The sequence below is a fragment of the Streptomyces sp. DG1A-41 genome, assembly GCF_037055355.1.
Lineage (GTDB): Bacteria > Actinomycetota > Actinomycetes > Streptomycetales > Streptomycetaceae > Streptomyces.
Genome location: NZ_CP146350.1, coordinates 7,355,935 through 7,373,425, shown reverse-complemented (window position 1 = coordinate 7,373,425; position 17,491 = coordinate 7,355,935). Strand labels below are relative to the sequence as shown.

General features: G+C 73.9%; 13 protein-coding genes and 3 pseudogenes. 3 read left to right on the top strand and 13 right to left on the bottom strand.

Translation table 11 applies throughout. The features are described 5' to 3' along the window. Positions 1–2 precede the first annotated feature (2 nt). The 10 genes and pseudogenes from V8690_RS34320 to V8690_RS34275 all read right to left on the bottom strand — a co-directional run bounded on the left by V8690_RS34320 (position 3) and on the right by V8690_RS34275 (position 10,626). The gene (locus V8690_RS34320; RefSeq protein WP_338785547.1) at positions 3–980 is read right to left on the bottom strand and encodes a glycosyltransferase family 9 protein; all 978 of its coding nucleotides are present in this window, start codon (positions 978–980) and stop codon (positions 3–5) included. A gap of 59 nt (positions 981–1,039) precedes the next feature. Further along, on the bottom strand, positions 1,040–2,404 hold the full coding sequence (gene rfaE2 / locus V8690_RS34315) for a D-glycero-beta-D-manno-heptose 1-phosphate adenylyltransferase (protein WP_338783962.1): 1,365 nt from the start codon (positions 2,402–2,404) through the stop codon (positions 1,040–1,042). Between the two features lies 1 nt (position 2,405). Continuing rightward, positions 2,406–3,119 (bottom strand): SIS domain-containing protein, encoded by a 714-nt coding sequence (locus V8690_RS34310; protein ID WP_338783961.1) that lies wholly within the window; start codon positions 3,117–3,119, stop codon positions 2,406–2,408. Then, positions 3,119–4,336, bottom strand: a complete 1,218-nt coding sequence (locus tag V8690_RS34305; protein WP_338783960.1) for a glycosyltransferase — start codon at positions 4,334–4,336, stop codon at positions 3,119–3,121. Before V8690_RS34305 ends, V8690_RS34310 begins: the two co-directional genes overlap by 1 nt. Next, positions 4,333–5,283, bottom strand: a complete 951-nt coding sequence (locus V8690_RS34300; protein WP_338783959.1) for a glycosyltransferase — start codon at positions 5,281–5,283, stop codon at positions 4,333–4,335. Before V8690_RS34300 ends, V8690_RS34305 begins: the two co-directional genes overlap by 4 nt. Further along, positions 5,280–6,271 (bottom strand): annotated as a pseudogene (locus tag V8690_RS34295) (glycosyltransferase family 9 protein). Before V8690_RS34295 ends, V8690_RS34300 begins: the two are co-directional and overlap by 4 nt. Further along, positions 6,268–6,867, bottom strand: coding sequence for an HAD-IIIA family hydrolase (locus V8690_RS34290; RefSeq protein WP_338783958.1), 600 nt, complete (start codon positions 6,865–6,867; stop codon positions 6,268–6,270). The pseudogene V8690_RS34295 and the gene V8690_RS34290 overlap by 4 nt, the downstream one beginning before the upstream one ends. Further along, a complete protein-coding gene (locus V8690_RS34285; protein WP_338783957.1) occupies positions 6,864–7,862 on the bottom strand; it encodes a glycosyltransferase in 999 nt (332 codons plus the stop codon). The genes V8690_RS34290 and V8690_RS34285 overlap by 4 nt, the downstream gene beginning before the upstream one ends. Continuing rightward, positions 7,859–9,517: a carbamoyltransferase C-terminal domain-containing protein gene (locus tag V8690_RS34280; protein WP_338783956.1), complete on the bottom strand. Its 1,659-nt coding sequence runs from the start codon at positions 9,515–9,517 to the stop codon at positions 7,859–7,861. The genes V8690_RS34285 and V8690_RS34280 overlap by 4 nt, the downstream gene beginning before the upstream one ends. 146 nt (positions 9,518–9,663) lie before the next feature. Further along, positions 9,664–10,626 (bottom strand): NAD-dependent epimerase/dehydratase family protein, encoded by a 963-nt coding sequence (locus V8690_RS34275; protein ID WP_338783954.1) that lies wholly within the window; start codon positions 10,624–10,626, stop codon positions 9,664–9,666. Positions 10,627–10,816: 190 nt separating this feature from the next. Between V8690_RS34275 and V8690_RS34270 the strand changes: the two are divergent. The 3 genes and pseudogenes from V8690_RS34270 to V8690_RS34260 all read left to right on the top strand — a co-directional run. Further along, positions 10,817–11,019 (top strand): annotated as a pseudogene (locus tag V8690_RS34270) (polysaccharide deacetylase family protein); the annotation flags it as partial. 31 nt (positions 11,020–11,050) lie between these two features. Beyond that, positions 11,051–11,491 carry an SRPBCC family protein gene (locus V8690_RS34265; RefSeq protein WP_338783953.1) on the top strand — a complete coding sequence of 147 codons (441 nt, stop codon included), beginning with the start codon at positions 11,051–11,053 and terminating at the stop codon, positions 11,489–11,491. Between the two features lie 335 nt (positions 11,492–11,826). Continuing rightward, positions 11,827–12,314, top strand: a pseudogene (locus V8690_RS34260) (methyltransferase); the annotation flags it as partial. A gap of 7 nt (positions 12,315–12,321) precedes the next feature. On the opposite strand, the gene V8690_RS34255 reads toward V8690_RS34260, so the two are convergent. From V8690_RS34255 to V8690_RS34245, 3 genes are all read right to left on the bottom strand, one after another. After that, a complete protein-coding gene (locus V8690_RS34255; protein WP_338783952.1) occupies positions 12,322–13,473 on the bottom strand; it encodes an XdhC/CoxI family protein in 1,152 nt (383 codons plus the stop codon). Positions 13,474–13,520: 47 nt separating this feature from the next. Further along, complete coding sequence (locus tag V8690_RS34250) at positions 13,521–14,978, bottom strand: NCS2 family permease (RefSeq protein WP_338783951.1); 1,458 nt, start codon at positions 14,976–14,978, stop codon at positions 13,521–13,523. A gap of 111 nt (positions 14,979–15,089) precedes the next feature. Beyond that, positions 15,090–17,489, bottom strand: a complete 2,400-nt coding sequence (locus tag V8690_RS34245) for a molybdopterin cofactor-binding domain-containing protein (RefSeq protein WP_338783950.1) — start codon at positions 17,487–17,489, stop codon at positions 15,090–15,092. Positions 17,490–17,491: the final 2 nt, after the last annotated feature.

Below are 17,491 nucleotides of genomic sequence, written 5' to 3'. Positions count from 1 at the left end.
CCTCACGGGTGTCGGGTGCCGGGCAGCTCGTCGACCGCGCGCAGGACGTCGTCCGGGGTGATGCGCAGCAGCGCGGGATCGGGACGGCGGCCGTGCGGGTCGCCCTCCGGGCCGTACCACAGCGCGCGGTGGCGCGGGCTGGGCGGCGGGCCCCAGCGGCTCGGTGCGACCGGGCCGAAGAGGGTGACGGAGCGCGTGGCGTGAGCGACCGCGAGGTGGGCGATGCCGGTGTCGCCGCTGATCACGGCGTACGCGTCGGCGACGAGGGCGGACAGCCTGCCGAAGGGGAGGCCGCCGCCGAACACGTCGGTGTCGGGCAGGCCGGCCTGCTTGACGAGCCGGGCCACGAGATCGCTCTCGTCCGCGCCGCCGGTCACGACGACCCTGAGGCCCCGGGCGCGCAGCTGGTCCGCGACGGTCGCGTACCGCTCGACGGGCCAGCAGCGGGCGGGCGACCCGGCGCCGGGGTGCAGCACGACCGCGCCGGGTGCCGGGGAGGCGGTGCGCGGGCGGGGCAGGCACACGTCGCCCGGGTCGGCGTCGATGCCGTACGACTGGAGCAGCCGGCACCAGCGGTCGCGTTCGTGTTCCTCCGGGTACCAGGGCGGGCCGTCGATCTCGGGCGTGTCCGGGTGCGCGAAGGCGAGCAGCTTCAGCGGGCGCAGCCCCATGAGCAGCCGGTGGCTGGGCGGTGCGTTGCCGTGCAGGTCGACGGCGACGTCCGGCGGCGGACCGGTCCAGTCGAGCGAGCGCGGCACGCCCCGCCCCGGCGCGGAGGCGGGCAGCAACCGGTCCACAACCCCCGTCGCCTCGGCGACCGGGCCCAGCTCGGCGGGGGCGGCCAGTACCAGCTCGTGCCGGGGGTAGGCCCGCCGCAGGGCGCGCAGCGCGGGGACACCGGCGAGGAGGTCGCCCAGGCCCAGGGCGCGCAGGACGAGGAGACGGGGGTGCATCGCGTCGGGTGCCGTGTCCGGTGTCATGGCAGCAGACTGCCGCGTGCCCTCGGTGTCCGCCCCCACGGCCGGGCTCATCGGGTGCGTCATCGTGCTCCTTCCGCCGCCCGTTCCATCAGGGCCGTCGAGGAACGGCCGTCGAGATAGGGCAGGAGGACCGCCTGGCCGCCCCACTCCTGGAGGAGGGCGGCTTCCGGGAGGTCGGCGGCCGCGTAGTCGCCGCCCTTGACCCAGACGTCGGGGCGCAGGTCGGCCAGGAGCCGCTCGGGGGTGTCCTCCTCGAAGACGGCCACCGCGTCGACGCAGGCCAGCGCGCGCAGGACCCGGGCACGGTCGGCCAGCGGGTTGACCGGGCGGCCACCGCCCTTGCGGCGCCGGACCGAGTCGTCCGAGTTGACGCACACCACGAGGCAGTCGCCGAGCCGCCGGGCGGCCTGGAGCAGGCCGACGTGTCCGGCGTGCAGCAGGTCGAAGCAGCCGCCGGCGGCGACGACCGTGCCGTGGGCGGCGCGGACCCGGGCGGCCAGGGCGTACGGGTCGTCATCGTCGGGCGGCGGTGCCGGTGCGGCGTCCGCACTCGGTACGGCGGCCGCTCCGCCCGCCGCGACGAAACCGGTCGCGGCCGCGACGGCACCCTCGACGGCCTCGGCGACCAGGTCACCGTCGGCGAGCAGCCCCGCCGCCGTCGCGGCGAACCGGTCCCCGGCCCCGCAGCTGTCGCCGGGGTGTGCGGCGGGCGCGGGGACGAGCAGCGGGTGCTCCCCGTAGGACAGCAGGGCGCCGCGGGCGCCGAGGGTGACCGCGACGGCGGCGGCCCGCCAGTGCCGTACCAGGGCGGCGGCGCTGTGGGCGGCGGCGTGCAAATCCCGGCGCGCGGTTGCGTCCTGCGGGGCGAGGCCGTGGGCCTCCTTCTCGGCCGGCGTCACCAGCCGGGTGCCGGGCACGGGCGCGCCGCCGCGCGGGTGCGGGTCCCAGACCAGCGGCGGGCGGGCGGCGAGGACGTCACGGAGGGCGTCGGCGGTGCCGCGGCCGTAGTCGGAGACCAGGACGGCGGGCGCGGAGCGGACGGCATCGCGGGCGGCGTCCGTGGCCTCGCGGGTGCGGCCCGCGCCGCGGTCCAGACGGACCACCGGACGGTCCTGCGCGAGGACGCGGGTCTTCTCGGACAGGGGGCCGGTCAGGGGCAGCGGGACAAGGGTGAGCCAGGGCTCCAGGAGGCGGCGCAGCGCGCGGCTGGCCGGGTCGTCGCCCACTCCCGCCACCAGTGTGACGTCACGGCCGTCGCGGGCCGCGAGGTAGGCGGCGAGTGCCGCGCCACCGGGCCGGGTCCGCTCCCCGCAGTCGTCGACGACCGGCACGGGCGCGTCGGGCGCGAGCCGTTCGGCGCGCCCGGTCACGTCCCGGTCCAGCAGCGCGTCACCGACCACGACCAGCGGTGCCTTGCCGTTCATGTCACCTCCTGCCGTCGCCGTCACGCCACCGGCCGTCGCGGCCCCGCCGGCCGTCGTCCCCGACGTGCCGACCACCGCTGGCGTCACGCCACCGGCCGTACTCCTCACGCCACCGGCCGTCGCCGTCGCGCCTGTGCCAGCTCCCGTTCTCCACCGCCGCGTCGAACGCCGCGCACACCATGTGCACCGCCACCAGGTGGAGTTCCTGCACGGTGGCCCCCGTCGGGGCCTCGACGCACAGGGACTCGTCGCTGCCCGCCATCAGCGGGTTGGGCGCGGGGCCGGTGAGGGCCCACACCCGCGCCCCGGCCGCGCGGGCGGCGTCCGCGGCGGACAGCAGGTTGGCGCTGGCGCCGCTGGTGGACAGCAGCATCAGGACGTCGCCGGGCCGGCCGTGGGCGCGGACCTGGCGGGCGAACACCTCGTCCACGCCGTAGTCGTTGGCGATGGCGGTGGTGCTGGAGGTGTCGGCGTGCAGGGCGAGCGCGGAGAACGGCGGACGGTCGTCGCGGTAGCGGCCGACGAGTTCGGCGGTCAGGTGCTGGGCCTGGGCCGCGCTGCCGCCGTTGCCCGCGGCCAGCAGCCGGCCGCCGCCCGTGAGCACGGCCGCCAGGTTCTCGCCCCACCGCTGGGTGATGGGTGCCGAGGCGCGGAACGCGGTCAGGGCGGCCTGCAGTTCGTCGCAGTGCCCGGTGACGGGCGGGTGCACGGTCATCACGCCACCTCCTTCTGCTGTGCGTGTCCGGCGAGGACCCGGCGGTGGACCTGCTCCACGCCGTCGGCGACGCGCCGCCAGGTGTAGTGGGCGAGGACGCGGTCGCGGCCGGCGCCGCCGTAGTGGCGGCGCAGCGCGTCGTCGGTGAGGAGTTCGCGTACGGCGGCGGCGACCGAGTCGGGGTCCTGCGGCGGGACGAGCCGGCCCGTGGTGCCCTCGGCGACACTGTCGCGGTGGCCGCCGACGTCGGTGGCGACGACGGGCACGCCGCAGGCCATCGCCTCCAGCGGCACGATGCCGAACGGCTCGTAGACCGGCGTGCACAGCACCAGGTCCGCGCTGCCGATCAGGGCGGGCATGCCGGCCGGGTCGACCGCGCCGAGCAGCCGCACCCGGTCGGCCACGCCGGCGCTGCGCGCGAGCCGCCGCAGCCGCCGGGCCTCGGGGTCGTCGGCGATCCGGTCGGCGGCGGGGCCGCCCGCGATGAGGAGTTCGGCGTCCGGGATCCGGGCGAGGGCCCGTACGGCCTGGTCGTAGCCCTTGCGCGGGACGAGCCGGCCGCAGGCGAGCAGCCGGTGCCGCTCACGGCGTGCCGGGACGCCGTCGGGCCGTACCCCGGGCCGGAAGTGCTCGGCGTCCACCCCGCAGGGCACCACGGACACCTGCCGGCGCGGCACGCCGAGTTCGGCCAGTTCGTGCACCTCGTCGGCGCAGGTGGCCAGGACGCGGGCGCAGCCGCGGCCGATCTGCCGTTCGATGCCGACGCGTTCGGGCGGGCTGGTGTCGCGCCGGCCCTGGTGGCGGCGCTTGACGGTGCCGAGGGCGTGGAAGGTCTGCACGACGGGCACGCCGTGCGGGTGGGCGCCGATCCGGGAGGCCATGCCGGACATCCAGAAGTGGGCGTGCGCCACGTCCGGCCGCTGGTGGGCCCAGGCGCGCGCCAGCCAGGCGCCGAAGCCGGGCATGTACGGGACCAGTTCGTCCTTGGGGACGGGCTCGGCCGGTCCTGCGGGTACGTGCTCGACGACGGCGCCGCCGGGCAGCGGCACCCGGTCGGGCAGCTCGGCCGCATCGCGGCGGGTGTAGACCGTCACGTCGTGGCCGCGCCGGGCCAGTTCCTCGCTCAGGCGGGCCACGTACACGTTCTGGCCGCCTGCGTCGACGCCGCCGAGCGCGGCGAGGGGGCTCGCGTGCTCGGACACCATGGCGATCCTCATCGGGCCACCTCCTTCAGCAGCCGCTCCCAGTCGTCCAGGAAGCGGGACAGCCCGTAGCGGGCGAGGGCCGCCGCCCGTGCTCCCTCGCCGGCCATGCGCGCGTGCAGCGGGTCGGCGATGAAGTCCCATACGGCGCGGGTCAGTTCGTCGATCCGGTTGGAGACCACTCCGGCGCCGGGCGGTACGGCCTCGGTGACCTCGGTGGTGGCGAGCGCGACGACGGGCATGCCGAGGTGCATCGCCTCCAGCAGGGACAGGCCGAGGGAGGTCCAGCGGACGGGGTGGACGTACACGCGTCGCCGCGCCATGGCCGAGTGGAGTTCGGCCTGGGTGAGTTCGTGGGAGCGGCAGCGGTCGGCGGGGACGCCGAGCCGGTCCGCGAGGCCCTCGGTGCCCATGCCGAAGACGTCCAGCGGGGCCGCTTCGGCGAAGTGCGGCAGCAGGTCGGTGCCGGTGGTACGGCCGCGCCGCAGCGGCTCGTTGACGGCGACGGCGGCGCGTTTCAGCTCCCCGGTCCACAGCGGGCCGGGGTCGACGATGCCGTGCTCGATGACGGTGCTGGGCGCCGGGCCGGCGTCCCACATCAGCCGGTTGAAGTGCGTGACGTGGACGAGCGTGACGCCGGGGATGTCGGCGGCGGGGTGGCGGGTGTCGGGCACGTCACCGTGCGGGGCGTTGTGCTCCAGGTACACCAGCGGCGGGCGGCGGCCCAGCCACCGGTCGACCAGGGCGAGTTCGTGCGGGCGTTGCAGCACGACGATGTCGATCTCCTCGTCCCGCAGCCGCTCCGGCGGCACTTCGACGACCGAGTCGGGCCAGTCCCAGGTGCGGGCGCGGCCGAGCCCGTCCGGGCCCCGGTCGGGGGTGACGGGGACGACGTAGGTGTGCGGGCCCTGCACGAAGGCGGTGGTCCACGACCCGTGCACGTGCCAGAGCAGGATCCTCATGCGGCCTCCCCCATCAGCTTCTCGACGGCGTTCACGACGTCGTGCGCGGTGACGGTGTCCAGGCAGGGATGGCCGGGCACGGGGCATTCCCGCGCCCTGCTGTCCGCGCACGGGGCGTCCTGGTCGCCGAGCAGCACGTACGGGACGCCGTACGGCCGCCAGCGCTCGGCGGGGACGACCGGGGCGAACAGGGACACGACCGGGGTGCCGACAGCGGCGGCGAGGTGGGCGGGTCCGGTGTTGCCGGTGACGACGGCGTCGGCGCCCGCGAGTACGCCGGCCAGTTCCGCGGACCCGGTGCGGCCGCCCAGGTCGAGGGCGTGCGAGCCGGCGACGTACGCGGTCAGGTCGCTCTCGCCCGCGCCGCCGGTGACCACCACGCGGTGCCCGGCGGCGGTCAGTTCCCGCGCCACCTCGGCGCACCGCACGGGGCTCCAGGCGCGGGCGGGGACGCTGGCGCCGGGGTGCAGGACGACGTACGGCTCCGGGCCGGTGAGCCCGGTGGTGGCGGGCGGCGGGAGCACTCGGGCCGGCCGTCGTCGGGCGGCGGGAACCCGGCGGCCTCGGCGAGGTCCAGCGCGGCCTCGACCTCGTGGGCGTGCGGGGCGCGGTGGTGGCGTACGTCGAGGAGGGAACCCGGGAAGTCCTCGCTGTCGGCGGCGATGAAGTCCACGCCGGCCAGGCGCAGCAGCAGGGCGGTCGGCAGGGGCGACTGGTGGAAGGACGTGAGGACGAGTGCGGTGTCGGCGTCGATGGTGTCGAGGAGCAGCTCGACCTCGCCGCGGCCGACGGGCGGGGGCGTGAAGCCCACCCAGGGCGCGTCCCACACGAGGATGTCGTCGACACCCGGCAGCAGCCGGGCGGCGGGCGCGCCGCGCGGTCCGCACAGCAGGGTGACGGTGTCGGCGCGGGCGGCGACCGCGCGGATCGCGGGTCCGGCGAGCAGGACGTCGCCGAAGCTGTCGAGACGGGTGACGAGTGCCTTCACGTGTCCCTCCCCTGCCCCGGGCCGGCCGCGTAGGCCTCCTGGATCGGGCGTTCGTCGGCGAGGACGCGGCCCCTCGGCGGTCCGTCCAGTACGGCGCGGACGGCGGTCAGCAGGTCCGGGGCGACATGGTCCGCGTCGGCGGTCTCCTCGGGCCGGGTCTGCGCGGTGGGGACGAGGATGCCGCGGGCGCCGGCGCGGCGGGCGGCCTCCACGTCGGCGCCGATGTCGCCGATGACCACGAGGTCGGCGGGGTTGGTGCAGATCCGCCCGGCCGCCCACAGCACCATGCCGGGCTGGGGTTTGCGGCAATGGCAGCCGTCGTCGGGGCCGTGCGGGCAGACGGCGAACACCTCGAAGGGGCCGAGGAGTTCGTCGACGCGGTGGTTGACGCGGCGGACGTCGGCGTCGGTGAGCAGTCCGCGCGCGACGCCGGACTGGTTGGTGACGACGCCGGTGCGGATGGCGCGTTCGCGCAGCAGGGCGAGCGCCTCGTGGGCGCCCTCGACGGGGCGTACGCGGTCAGGGTCGGAGTTGTAGGGGACGTCGTGGACGAGGGTGCCGTCGCGGTCGAACAGCACGGCCTTGACCGGGCTCATCGTGCCACCTCCTGCCAGGAGGGGGCATGGCGGTGGCGCAGGGCGCCGGTCAGCCGGTGCCAGGTCGCGGCGGGCGGGATGAGCACGCTGGTCGCCAGCATCGTCGTCACCTCGTCGCGGGTGCGCGGGCCGGGCACGATGCGGGCCCGGGCGAACTCCGCCGTGCCGGCCGCCCAGCCGAGCGCGCAGGCCGCGGCGGCCCGGCCGTGTCCCGTGGCGGCGAGGGCGCACGCGGCGACGCCCGCGGTGGTGATCGCCGCGTGCTTGCGGATCCGGCCGCGCGGCGCGACCGCCTTGTCCCACCAGTCGGGTCCGTGCAGATGCCGCATGAGGGCGTCGTCGGCGTTGCCGCGCTGCTGGCGCACGGACACCCAGCGGGAGGCGGGTCGCACGGGGTGGCGGGTGGTGCGGCGGCCCTGCCGGATGCGCCAGCCCGCGTCGAGGAGGCGCAGCGCGAGGTCGGCGTCCTCGCGGAAGGCGCGCCGGAAGCGTTCGTCGAAGCCGCCGACCTGCTTGAGCGCCTCGGTGCGGTAGGCCATGTCGGCGGTGATCCAGTGGGCGCGGGCGAGTCCCGCGGTGCCGCGTTCCCAGTCGGTGGGGCGGCGTTCGCCGGGCAGCGGGACGGCGATGACGCCCTGGACGCCCGCGATGTCGGGGGACGCCTCGGCGAGGTCCTCGGCCAGTTGGACGGCCCAGTGGGGCCCGACCTGGACGTCGTCGTCGAGGAACACGGTCCAGGGCGCGGTCACGGCCCGCAGCCCGGTGTTGCGGGCCGTGGCGGGCCCGCGTCCGCCGCCGCTGAGCACGGTGGTGCGCTCCCGCAGGTCACCGAGGACGGTCAACGGGTGCTCCAGTGTTCCGGGTTCGGGCTCGGGCCGGTCGTCGACGAGGACGATCTGCTCGGGGCGCGGCCCGGTCGCGGCGGCGAGCGCGGCGAGACAGTCGGCGAGGGTGTCCCGCACGAGGGTGGGGATGACGACGGCGTACGTGGTCATGCCGCTGCCCTCCCCGCGTCGAACGCCCGCCCGCGGCGGACCGCGTACGGCCCGATGGCCAGTAGGTCGACGGGCGCGGAGCCGAAGCACTCCAGGGCGTCGCGCGGGTCGTCCACCATGGGCCGCCCGGCGGTGTTGAGGCTGGTGTTGACGACCACGGGCAGTCCGGTGCGCCGCTCGAAGGCCCGCAGCATCCGCGCCACCAGCGGTTCTCGCCGTTGCTCGACGGTCTGGATGCGGGCGGTGCCGTCGACGTGCACGACGGCCGGGACGCGCTGTCGCCACTCCTGGGCGACGTCGTGCACGAACAGCATGTACGGGCTGGGCAGCGGGCCGCCGGAGAACAGGTCGGCGGCGCGGTCGGCGAGGACCATCGGGGCGACGGGCCGGAACTCCTCGCGGCCCTTGACGTGGTTGAGGCGTTCCAGGTTCTCGGCGCGGCCGGGGTGGGCGAGCAGGGAGCGGTGCCCGAGGGCGCGCGGCCCGTACTCGCTGCGGCCCTGGAACCAGGCGACCACCCCGTCCCGGGCCAGTTCCTCGGCCACGGTCTCGGCGATGTCGTCGTGCTTCTCGTACGGGATCGCCGCCGTGTCGAGCCAGGCGCGCAGTTCGTCGTCGCTCCAGCCGCGGCCGAGGTCGGCGCCGGGCATGGGGTCGGGCTGTCCGCTCTCCGTCGCAGCGAGGTGCAGCGCCCCGCCGAGCGCGGTGCCGGCGTCCCCGGCGGCGGGCTGCACCCACACGTCCCGGTACGGGCCCTTGGCCGCGATCTTCGAGTTGGCGACGCAGTTGAGGGCGACGCCCCCGGCCATCGTGAGCGCCTCGCCCCCGGCCTCGCGGTGCAGCCAGTGCACGAGCTCCAGCAGGACCTCCTCCAGGACGGCCTGGGTGCTCGCGGCGAGGTCGGCGTGGTCCTGGTTCCAGGGTTCGCCCTTGGCGCGGGGCGGGGCGAAGGCCGGCCAGTCGACGCCGTGGGCGCGAAAACCGCCGTGGCCGGTGGGGTGGACGTACTGCCGCAGCTGCGGCAGGAAGCGCGGGGTGCCGTAGGAGGCGAGGGCCATCACCTTGTACTCGTCGCTGCTGCGCAGGAAGCCGAGGTGTTCGGTGAGCTCCTCGTAAACCAGGCCGAGGGAGTCGGGCAGCGCCTGGGTGGCGAGGGTGTCGAGCTTGCCGTCGCGATAGCGGCCGGCCAGGTGGGAGGCGGCCTCGCCGCGGCCGTCCAGGACGAGGACGGCGCTGTCGGGGTGCGGGGAGGCGGGCCCGGCGGAGGCGGCGTGCGCGATGTGGTGAGGGAGGAAGACGACCCGTTCGGGGTCGAGGCCGGGCAGGGCCTCGGCGAGGAACTCGGGGGCGCGGCGGGCGTACTCCAGGCGGAGCGGGTCCCAGGGGTCGTTCAGGCCCATGTCGCGGGCGGGCCGGGCGAGCTTCGGGTCGAAGGAGTAGGTGACGGCGTCCAGGTCGCCGGGGCGTATGCCCGCCTGCTCCAGGCACCAGCGGGCGGACAGCTCGGGCAGTTCCCACGCGGAGAACGGCAGCGGGCGCTTGCCGTGTTTGCGCCGGCTGAAGCGCTCCTCCTCGGCGGCCGCCACCGTGTGGCCGTCGACGACGAGGGCTGCGGCCGGGTCGTGGAACAGGGCGTTGATACCAAGGATGCGCATGTGCTCCGTCCCGAGCTGTGTGGCGTACTCCGGCGTCTCGGCGGGTGCCGCGGCTGCGGTTGTCTCAAACACTTGGAGGCAACTCACTGCCCGATGGACTGACTTTTCACCGCATGTGATGCGAAAACACCGCCCCGTTACCGCACTCAGGCGGCCACGGAGCGTGAGAACCAGCCAATGGTCCGCTCGAGCCCCTCGCTCCAGCCGACGCGGGGCTGCCAGCCGAGCCGTTCCCGGGCCAGCCGGGTGTCGGGGCGGCGCCGGGCGGGGTCGTCGACGGGGCGGTCCACGAACCGGATCCGGGAGGCGGAGCCGGTGATCTCGACGATCCGGCGGGCCAGCTCCAGCATCGTGATCTCGTCGCCGCCGCCGATGTTCACGGGCCCGGTCTCGGCGGAGGCGGCCAGGGCGAGCACGCCGTCGACGGTGTCGTCGACGTAGCACAGCGAGCGCGTCTGGCCGCCGTCGCCGGCGACGGTCAGGGGCATGCCGTCCAGGGCCTGTGCGATGAAGGCGGGGACGGCGCGGCCGTCGCCGGTGCGCATGCGGGGGCCGTAGGTGTTGAAGATGCGGACGATGGCGGTGTCGGTGCCGTGCGCCCCGCGGTGGGCGGTGACCAGGGCCTCCGCGAAGCGCTTGGACTCGTCGTAGACGCTGCGCGGGCCGATCGGGTTGACGTTGCCCCAGTAGCCCTCGTGCTGGGGGTGCTCCAGCGGGTCGCCGTAGACCTCGGAGGTGGAGGCGAGGACGAACCGGGCGCCGTCGGCGTGGGCCCGTTCCAGTGCGAGGCGGGTGCCGGTGCTGCCGATGTCGAGGGTCTCCAGCGGCAGCCGCAGGTAGTCGGCGGGCGAGGCGGGACACGCGAAGTGCAGGACGAGGTCGAACCGGCCGGGCAGCGCCTGCCATGCCTCCGGGTCGGTGGCGTCACCGCGCACGAAGCGGAAGCCGGGCCGTCGCTCCAGGTCGACCACGTTGGCGCGGGAGCCGGTGGCCAGGTTGTCCAGGCACACCACCTCCGTGCCGGCGTCGAGCAGCCGTGTGCACAGATGGCACCCCACGAATCCGGCGCCGCCGGTCACCAGGGCCCGGCGCCAGGCACGTCCGCTCACGGGACTTTCCTTCCACTGGCTTTCACTTGCGCGTCGGTGCGAGTAGCCAGGCGAGGAGTCAGAACACTATAAACCGGATGTATACACAAAGTGCGCAGTCCCGGCATGCCTTCTCCGACCAAGAAGATGAAGGAAACGGTGTCGTCGGCGGCGCTGCGGCGGGCGCATCGGGGTCGGGCGCCGGCCGGTGAGGACGACCGACTCGGACCTGATCACCCGCCGCGTCCTCGCCCAGTCCTCCCGGGACGGGATCATCCTGCTGCACGACATCTACGACGGCCGGTGCCTGCCGTACCGGGGATCATCGACGCGCTCAAGGAACGGGGCTATGTGTTCGTGACGGTGCCGCAGTTGCCGGCACCCGGGAAGGCGGAGCCGGGGAAGGTGTACCGACAACTCTCCGCGAGTTCCCTACGATCGTGCCGTGGTGAACATCCTGCTCGAACGGACGGTCCCGCTGCCCCTCGACGAGGCGTGGCGGCGGATCACGCTGTGGCCGCGGCACGGTGAGGTGGTGCCGTTGACGGCGGTCAGGGTGGATCCGCCCGAGCCCACCCGCGTGGGCACGGTGGTCGTGGCCCGCTCGGGTGTCGGGGCGCTGGCCTTCGACGACCCGATGGAGGTCACGGTGTGGCAGCCGCCGCAGGACGGGACGCCGGGGATGTGCCGCCTGGTGAAGCGTGGGCGAGTGGTGCTCGGCTGGGCGGAGCTGGAGGTGCGGCCGGGGCCCGGGGGGCGTACCCGTGTGGTCTGGCGGGAGGAGATCCGGATCCGGCTGCTGCCCTCGCTCTTCGACGGCGCACTGCGGCCCTCGGCGCGGTACGTGTTCGGCCGCGCGCTCAACCGTTTGCTCAGACGTCCGTGACGCCCCGGCGGCCGCCGGGGCGGAACTTTCGTCCAGGACGGGAGCGGCCGCGTCGGCGACCTTGGGGGGCATACGCGATTGCCCGTGACCTTGCGTGAAAGTTTCCGGCGTTCACGCGGGATGAATGCATCTCAACGCTGCTCTGACGTGCACTTTGAGCGGATGATTTCGCCGCTCGATGCACCGGCGGACGATCGCCCACGGTGCTCGGCCGCCCGATGCGGAGAAGTGCGGGGGTGACCAGAGGTGCCCGTGCATGAGGGCGCGGTTGGTGCGGCCGGTGAACTCTCCCCCTGCCTCCGGCCGGGAGGTGCCCCCAGCCGTATCCGGCGAGCACGCTCCTGGCCGGCGTACTCGCCGCGTTTCCCGGCCTCTCGGGTGTCGTCCACGACACGAGCGAGCAGCTTCGCCCAGGCTCCGGACCACCTGCGGCGGCACGGGCTCACGGACCGCTGTTGCCTGGTCGCCGGACTTCCTCCGGTCGGTGCCCGAGGGCTCGGAGCTCTACCTGATGAAGAGCGTCCTGCACGACTGGCCGGACGACCGGGCGGTGACGACCCTGCGCCGCTGCCGTGCCGTACTGCCGCCCGGCGGACGGGGCCTGGTCGTGGAACCGGTGCTGCCCGAGGCCGTCGGGACCGACGGTGACGGGGGCACGTATCTCAGCGACCTCGACATGCTGGTGAACGTGGGCCGCAAGGAGCGCACCCGGGCGGACTTCGCGGACCTGTGCGAGGCCGCCGGACTGTCCCTCACCTCCGTCACCGCGCTCCCGGAGGCGGAACCCTTCTCGCTCCTGGAAGCGGCAGCACGCTCGGCCTGACAGCGCCTCAGGCCACCGACCCGGTCCGCCCCGCCGCCTTCGACTCCGGCTCGTGGTGGATCGGCGTGTGGGCCCCGGTCAGCGAGACCCCGCTGCCGCCGCGCCGGGCGGCGACGATCTCCGACGCGATCGACAGGGCCGTCTCCTCGGGCGTACGGGCCCCGAGGTCCAGGCCGATCGGGGAGTGCAGCCGGCTCAGCTCCAGCTCGGTGACGCCCACTTCGCGCAGGCGTGCGTTGCGGTCCAGGTGGGTGCGCCGGGAGCCCATCGCACCGACGTACGCCACCGGCAGCCGCAGCGCCAGCTTCAGCAGGGGCACGTCGAACTTGGCGTCGTGGGTGAGGACGCACAGGACCGTGCGGGCGTCGACGTCCGTGCGCTCCAGGTAGCGGTGGGGCCACTCGACGACGATCTCGTCGGCCTCCGGGAAGCGCGCCCGGGTCGCGAAGACGGGGCGCGCGTCGCACACCGTGACGTGGTAACCGAGGAACGTGCCGACGCGGACCAGGGCGGAGGCGAAGTCGATCGCGCCGAAGACGATCATCCGGGGCGGGGGGACGGATGACTCGACCAGGACCGTGAGCGGTGCTCCGCAGCGTGAGCCCTGCTCTCCGATCTCCAGGGTGCCGGTGCGGCCGGCGTCCAGGAAGGCACCCGCCTCGGCGGCGACCGTGCGGTCCAGTTCCGGGTGGCCGCCGAAGCCGCCGTCGCAGGAGCCGTCGGGGCGGACCAGCAGGGCCCGGCCCGTCAGTTCGCGCGGACCCGACACGATCCGCGCCACCGCCGTCGCCTCCCCGGACGCGGCGGCGGTGAGCGCGGAGGCGACCACCGGGCGGACCGGATCGCCGGCCCGGACCGGGGTGACCAGGATGTCGATGACGCCACCGCAGGTCAGGCCCACGGCGAAGGCGTCGTCGTCGCTGTATCCGAAGCGCTCCAGGACGGTTTCGCCGTGCCGCAGCGCCTGCTCGCACAGCTCGTAGACCGCGCCCTCCACGCAGCCGCCGGAGACCGAGCCGATCGCCGTGCCCTCGGCGTCCACCGCGAGCGCGGCGCCCGGCTGGCGGGGCGCGCTGCCGCCGACGGCCACCACGGTGGCCACGGCGAAGTCACGGCCCTGCTCGACCCACCGGTTCAGCTCCTCGGCGATGTCCAGCATCTGTCTCGGTCTCCTTAAGGCTGCGAGCGACAAGGCTGCGACGGGCGTCAGTGGACGCCCAGCCAGCTCTCGATCGGGTTGAGGGCGAAGTAGACGAGGAACACCGCCGTCAGGATCCACATGAAGGCGCCGATCTCGCGCACCTTGCCCTGGGCGGCCTTGATGGCGACGTAGGAGATGACGCCCGCGGCGACACCGGTGGTGATGGTGTACGTGAACGGCATCAGGACGACCGTGAGGAACACCGGGACGGCGGTGGCCCCATCGGCCCAGTCCACGTGCCGGGCGTTCATCAGCATCATCGCGCCGATGACGACGAGGGCGGCGGACGCGACCTCCTGCGGCACGATCGCCGTGAGCGGCGTGAAGAACAGGCAGGCCGCGAAGAACAGACCGGTGACGACCGAGGCGAGGCCGGTGCGCGCGCCCTCGCCGACGCCGGTGGCCGACTCGATGAACACCGTCTGCCCCGAGCCGCCGGAAACACCGCCGATCGCGCCGCCGGCGCCGTCGATGAACAGCGCCTTCGACAGGCCCGGCATCCGGCCCTTGTCGTCGGCGAGCTTCGCCTCGGTGCCGACGCCGATGATGGTCGCCATCGCGTCGAAGAACCCGGCCAGAACCAGCGTGAAGACGATCAAGCCGACGGTCATCGCGCCGACCTCGCCCCAGCCGCCGAACTCCACGTCCCCGAAGAGCGAGAAGTCGGGCATGGAGACCGCGCCGCCGTGCAGTTCGGGGGCGCCGGCCGCCCACTGCTTGGGGTCGATGACGCCTGCGGCGTTCAGGATCGCGGCGATGACCGTGCCGCTGACGATGCCGATGAGGATGGCGCCCGGGACGTTCCGGGCCTGGAGCATGAAGATCAGCAGCAGGGTGCCGGCGAAGAGCAGGACCGGCCAGCCCGCCAGTTCGCCCGCCGGGCCGAGCGCGAGGGGGGTGGCCTTCCCTTGGTGCACGAAACCGGACTTGTAGAAGCCGATGAGGGCGATGAACAAGCCGATGCCCATGGTGATGCCGTGCTTGAGCGCGAGCGGGATCGCGTTCATGATCATCTCGCGCAGGCCGGTGACGACGAGCAGCATGATGACCACGCCGTACATCACGCACATGCCCATCGCCTGCGGCCAGGTCATCTCGGGCGCGACCTGGGAGGCGAGGACTCCGGAGACGGAGAGACCGGCGGCGAGGGCGAGCGGCACCTTGCCGACGAGACCCATCAGCAGGGTGGTGAGGGTCGCCGCGAACGCGGTCGCGGTGATCAGGCCCTGCTGCGCGAGGGTGTTCCCCGCCGCGTCCTTGCCGGACAGGATCAGGGGGTTGAGCAGGAGGATGTACGCCATCGCCATGAAGGTGGTGACGCCGCCGCGCACTTCGCGCGCGACCGTGGACCCTCTGTGGGATATGTGGAAGTACCGGTCGAGCCAGGACCGTCCGGCCGGGACGCGGGTGCCTTCGCCCGCGTCTTCGGCTGTGGTCCTCGGCTCCAGTGACTGCTGGGTCATGTGGGCCTACTCCCAAGTTTCATAGGGGGTTGGGATGCACGACCCGGGGGACGGCCCGAGACGAACGAAGGGGGTCCGGGGGACGCGGTCCCCCGGACGGGACTCTCCTGCTCAGGCCTCGGAGAGTGACGTGCCCGTCAGGTGCTCGGGCCGTACCGGAGTCCGGTTCAGCTCGAGCCCGGTCGCGTTCCGGATGGCCGCGAGGACCGCCGGGGTCGACGACAGGGTGGGCGCCTCGCCGACGCCGCGCAGCCCGTAGGGGGCGTGCTCGTCGGCGAGTTCGAGGACGTCGACCGGGATGGTCGGCGTGTCGAGGATGGTCGGGATCAGGTAGTCCGTGAAGGAGGGGTTCTTCACCTTCGCCGTCTTGGGGTCGACGATGATCTCCTCCATGACCGCCACGCCCAGGCCCTGTGTCGTGCCGCCCTGGATCTGGCCGAGCACGGACAGGGGGTTGAGCGCCTTGCCGACGTCCTGGGCGCAGGCCAGCTCGACGACCTTCACCAGGCCGAGCTCGGTGTCGACCTCGACGACGGCGCGGTGCGCGGCGAAGGAGTACTGGACGTGTCCGTTGCCCTGGCCGGTGCGCAGGTCGAAGGGCTCGGTCGGCCGGTGCCGCCACTCCTCCTCGACCTCGACGGCGTCCTCGCCTAGGACGTCCACCAGGTCGGCCAGCACCTCGCCGCCGTCGGTGACGACTTTGCCGCCTTCCAGCAGCAGTTCGGCCGTCGCCCAGGCCGGGTGATAGGAACCGAACTTGCGGCGGCCGATCTCCAGCACCTTCTCGCGGACCAGCTCACAGGCGTTCTTCACGGCGCCGCCGGTGACGTACGTCTGCCGCGAGGCCGACGTCGAACCGGCGCTGCCCACCTGCGTGTCGGCCGGGTTGATGGTCACCTGCGCGACACCCAGCTCGGTGCGGGCGATCTGCGCGTGGACCGTGACACCGCCCTGCCCGACCTCGGCCATGGCCGTGTGGACGGTGACGACGGGCTCGCCGCCCACGACCTCCATCCGGACCTTCGCGGTCGAGTAGTCGTCGAACCCCTCGGAGAAGCCCACGTTCTTGATGCCGACCGCGTAGCCGACCCCGCGTACGACGCCTTCGCCGTGCGTGGTGTTGGACAGGCCGCCCGGCAGCTGCCGTACGTCGGCGCCCTCGCTGCTCTCCCACTGGCGCTCCGGCGGCATCGGCATCGCCTTGACGCGGCGCAGGAGTTCGGCGACCGGGGCCGGGGAGTCGACCGGCTGCCCGGTCGGCATGATCGTGCCTTGTTCCATGGCGTTGAGCTGCCGGAACTCCACCGGGTCCATGCCGAGCTTCTTGGCCAGCTTGTCCATCTGCGCCTCGTAGGCGAAGCACGCCTGGACCGCGCCGAAGCCGCGCATGGCGCCGCAGGGCGGGTTGTTGGTGTAGAGGGCGATGGCCTCGATGTCCACGTCGTCGATCACGTACGGGCCGACCGACAGGGAGGAGGCGTTGCCGACGACGGCCGGGGAGGCGGAGGCGTAGGCGCCGCCGTCCAGGACGATCCGGCACTTCATGTGCGTGAGCTTGCCGTCCTTGGTGGCCCCGTGCTCGTAGTACAGCTTCGCCGGGTGGCGGTGGACGTGCCCGAAGAAGGACTCGAACCGGTTGTAGACGATCTTGACCGGCTTGCCCGTGCGCAGCGCCAGCAGGCAGGCGTGGATCTGCATCGACAGGTCCTCGCGGCCGCCGAACGCGCCGCCGACGCCGGACAGCGTCATCCGCACCTTGTCCTCGGGCAGGCCGAGCACGGGCGCGATCTGGCGCAGGTCGCTGTGCAGCCACTGGGTGGCGATGTAGAGGTGGACGCCGCCGTCCTCCTCCGGCACGGCGAGGCCGGACTCGGGGCCGAGGAAGGCCTGGTCCTGCATGCCGAAGGTGTATTCGCCCTCGACGATCACGTCGGCGCGCTTGCGGGCTTCCGCCACGTCACCGCGGACGATCGGCTGGCGGTGGACGATGTTCGGGTGCGGGACGTGCCCGGCGTGGTGGTCGTCGCGGCCCTCGTGGACGAGGATCGCGTCCGGCGCGGTCGCGGAGGCCTCGTCGGTGATGACGGGCAGTTCGCGGTAGTCGACCTTGATCTTGGCAGCGGCGCGACGCGCGGTCTCCGGGTGGTCGGCGGCGACGATCGCGACCGGCTCGCCGTGGTGGCGGACCTTGCCGTGGGCGAGGACCGGGGTGTCCTGGATCTCCAGACCGTAGTTCTTCACGTCGGTCGGCAGGTCGTCGTACGTCAGCACGGCGTAGACGCCCGGCGTGGCCAGGGCCTCGCTGGTGTCGATGGACACGATCTCGGCGTGCGCGACGGTCGACCGGAGGATCTGACCCCACAGCATGTCCTCGTGCCACATGTCGGACGAGTACGCGAACTCGCCGGTGACCTTGAGGGTGCCGTCGGGGCGGAGCGTGGACTCGCCGATGCCGCCCTTGGCCTGCGAACCCTGGGTGATCTTGGTGGGCGTTCCGTTGGGGGAAGACATGA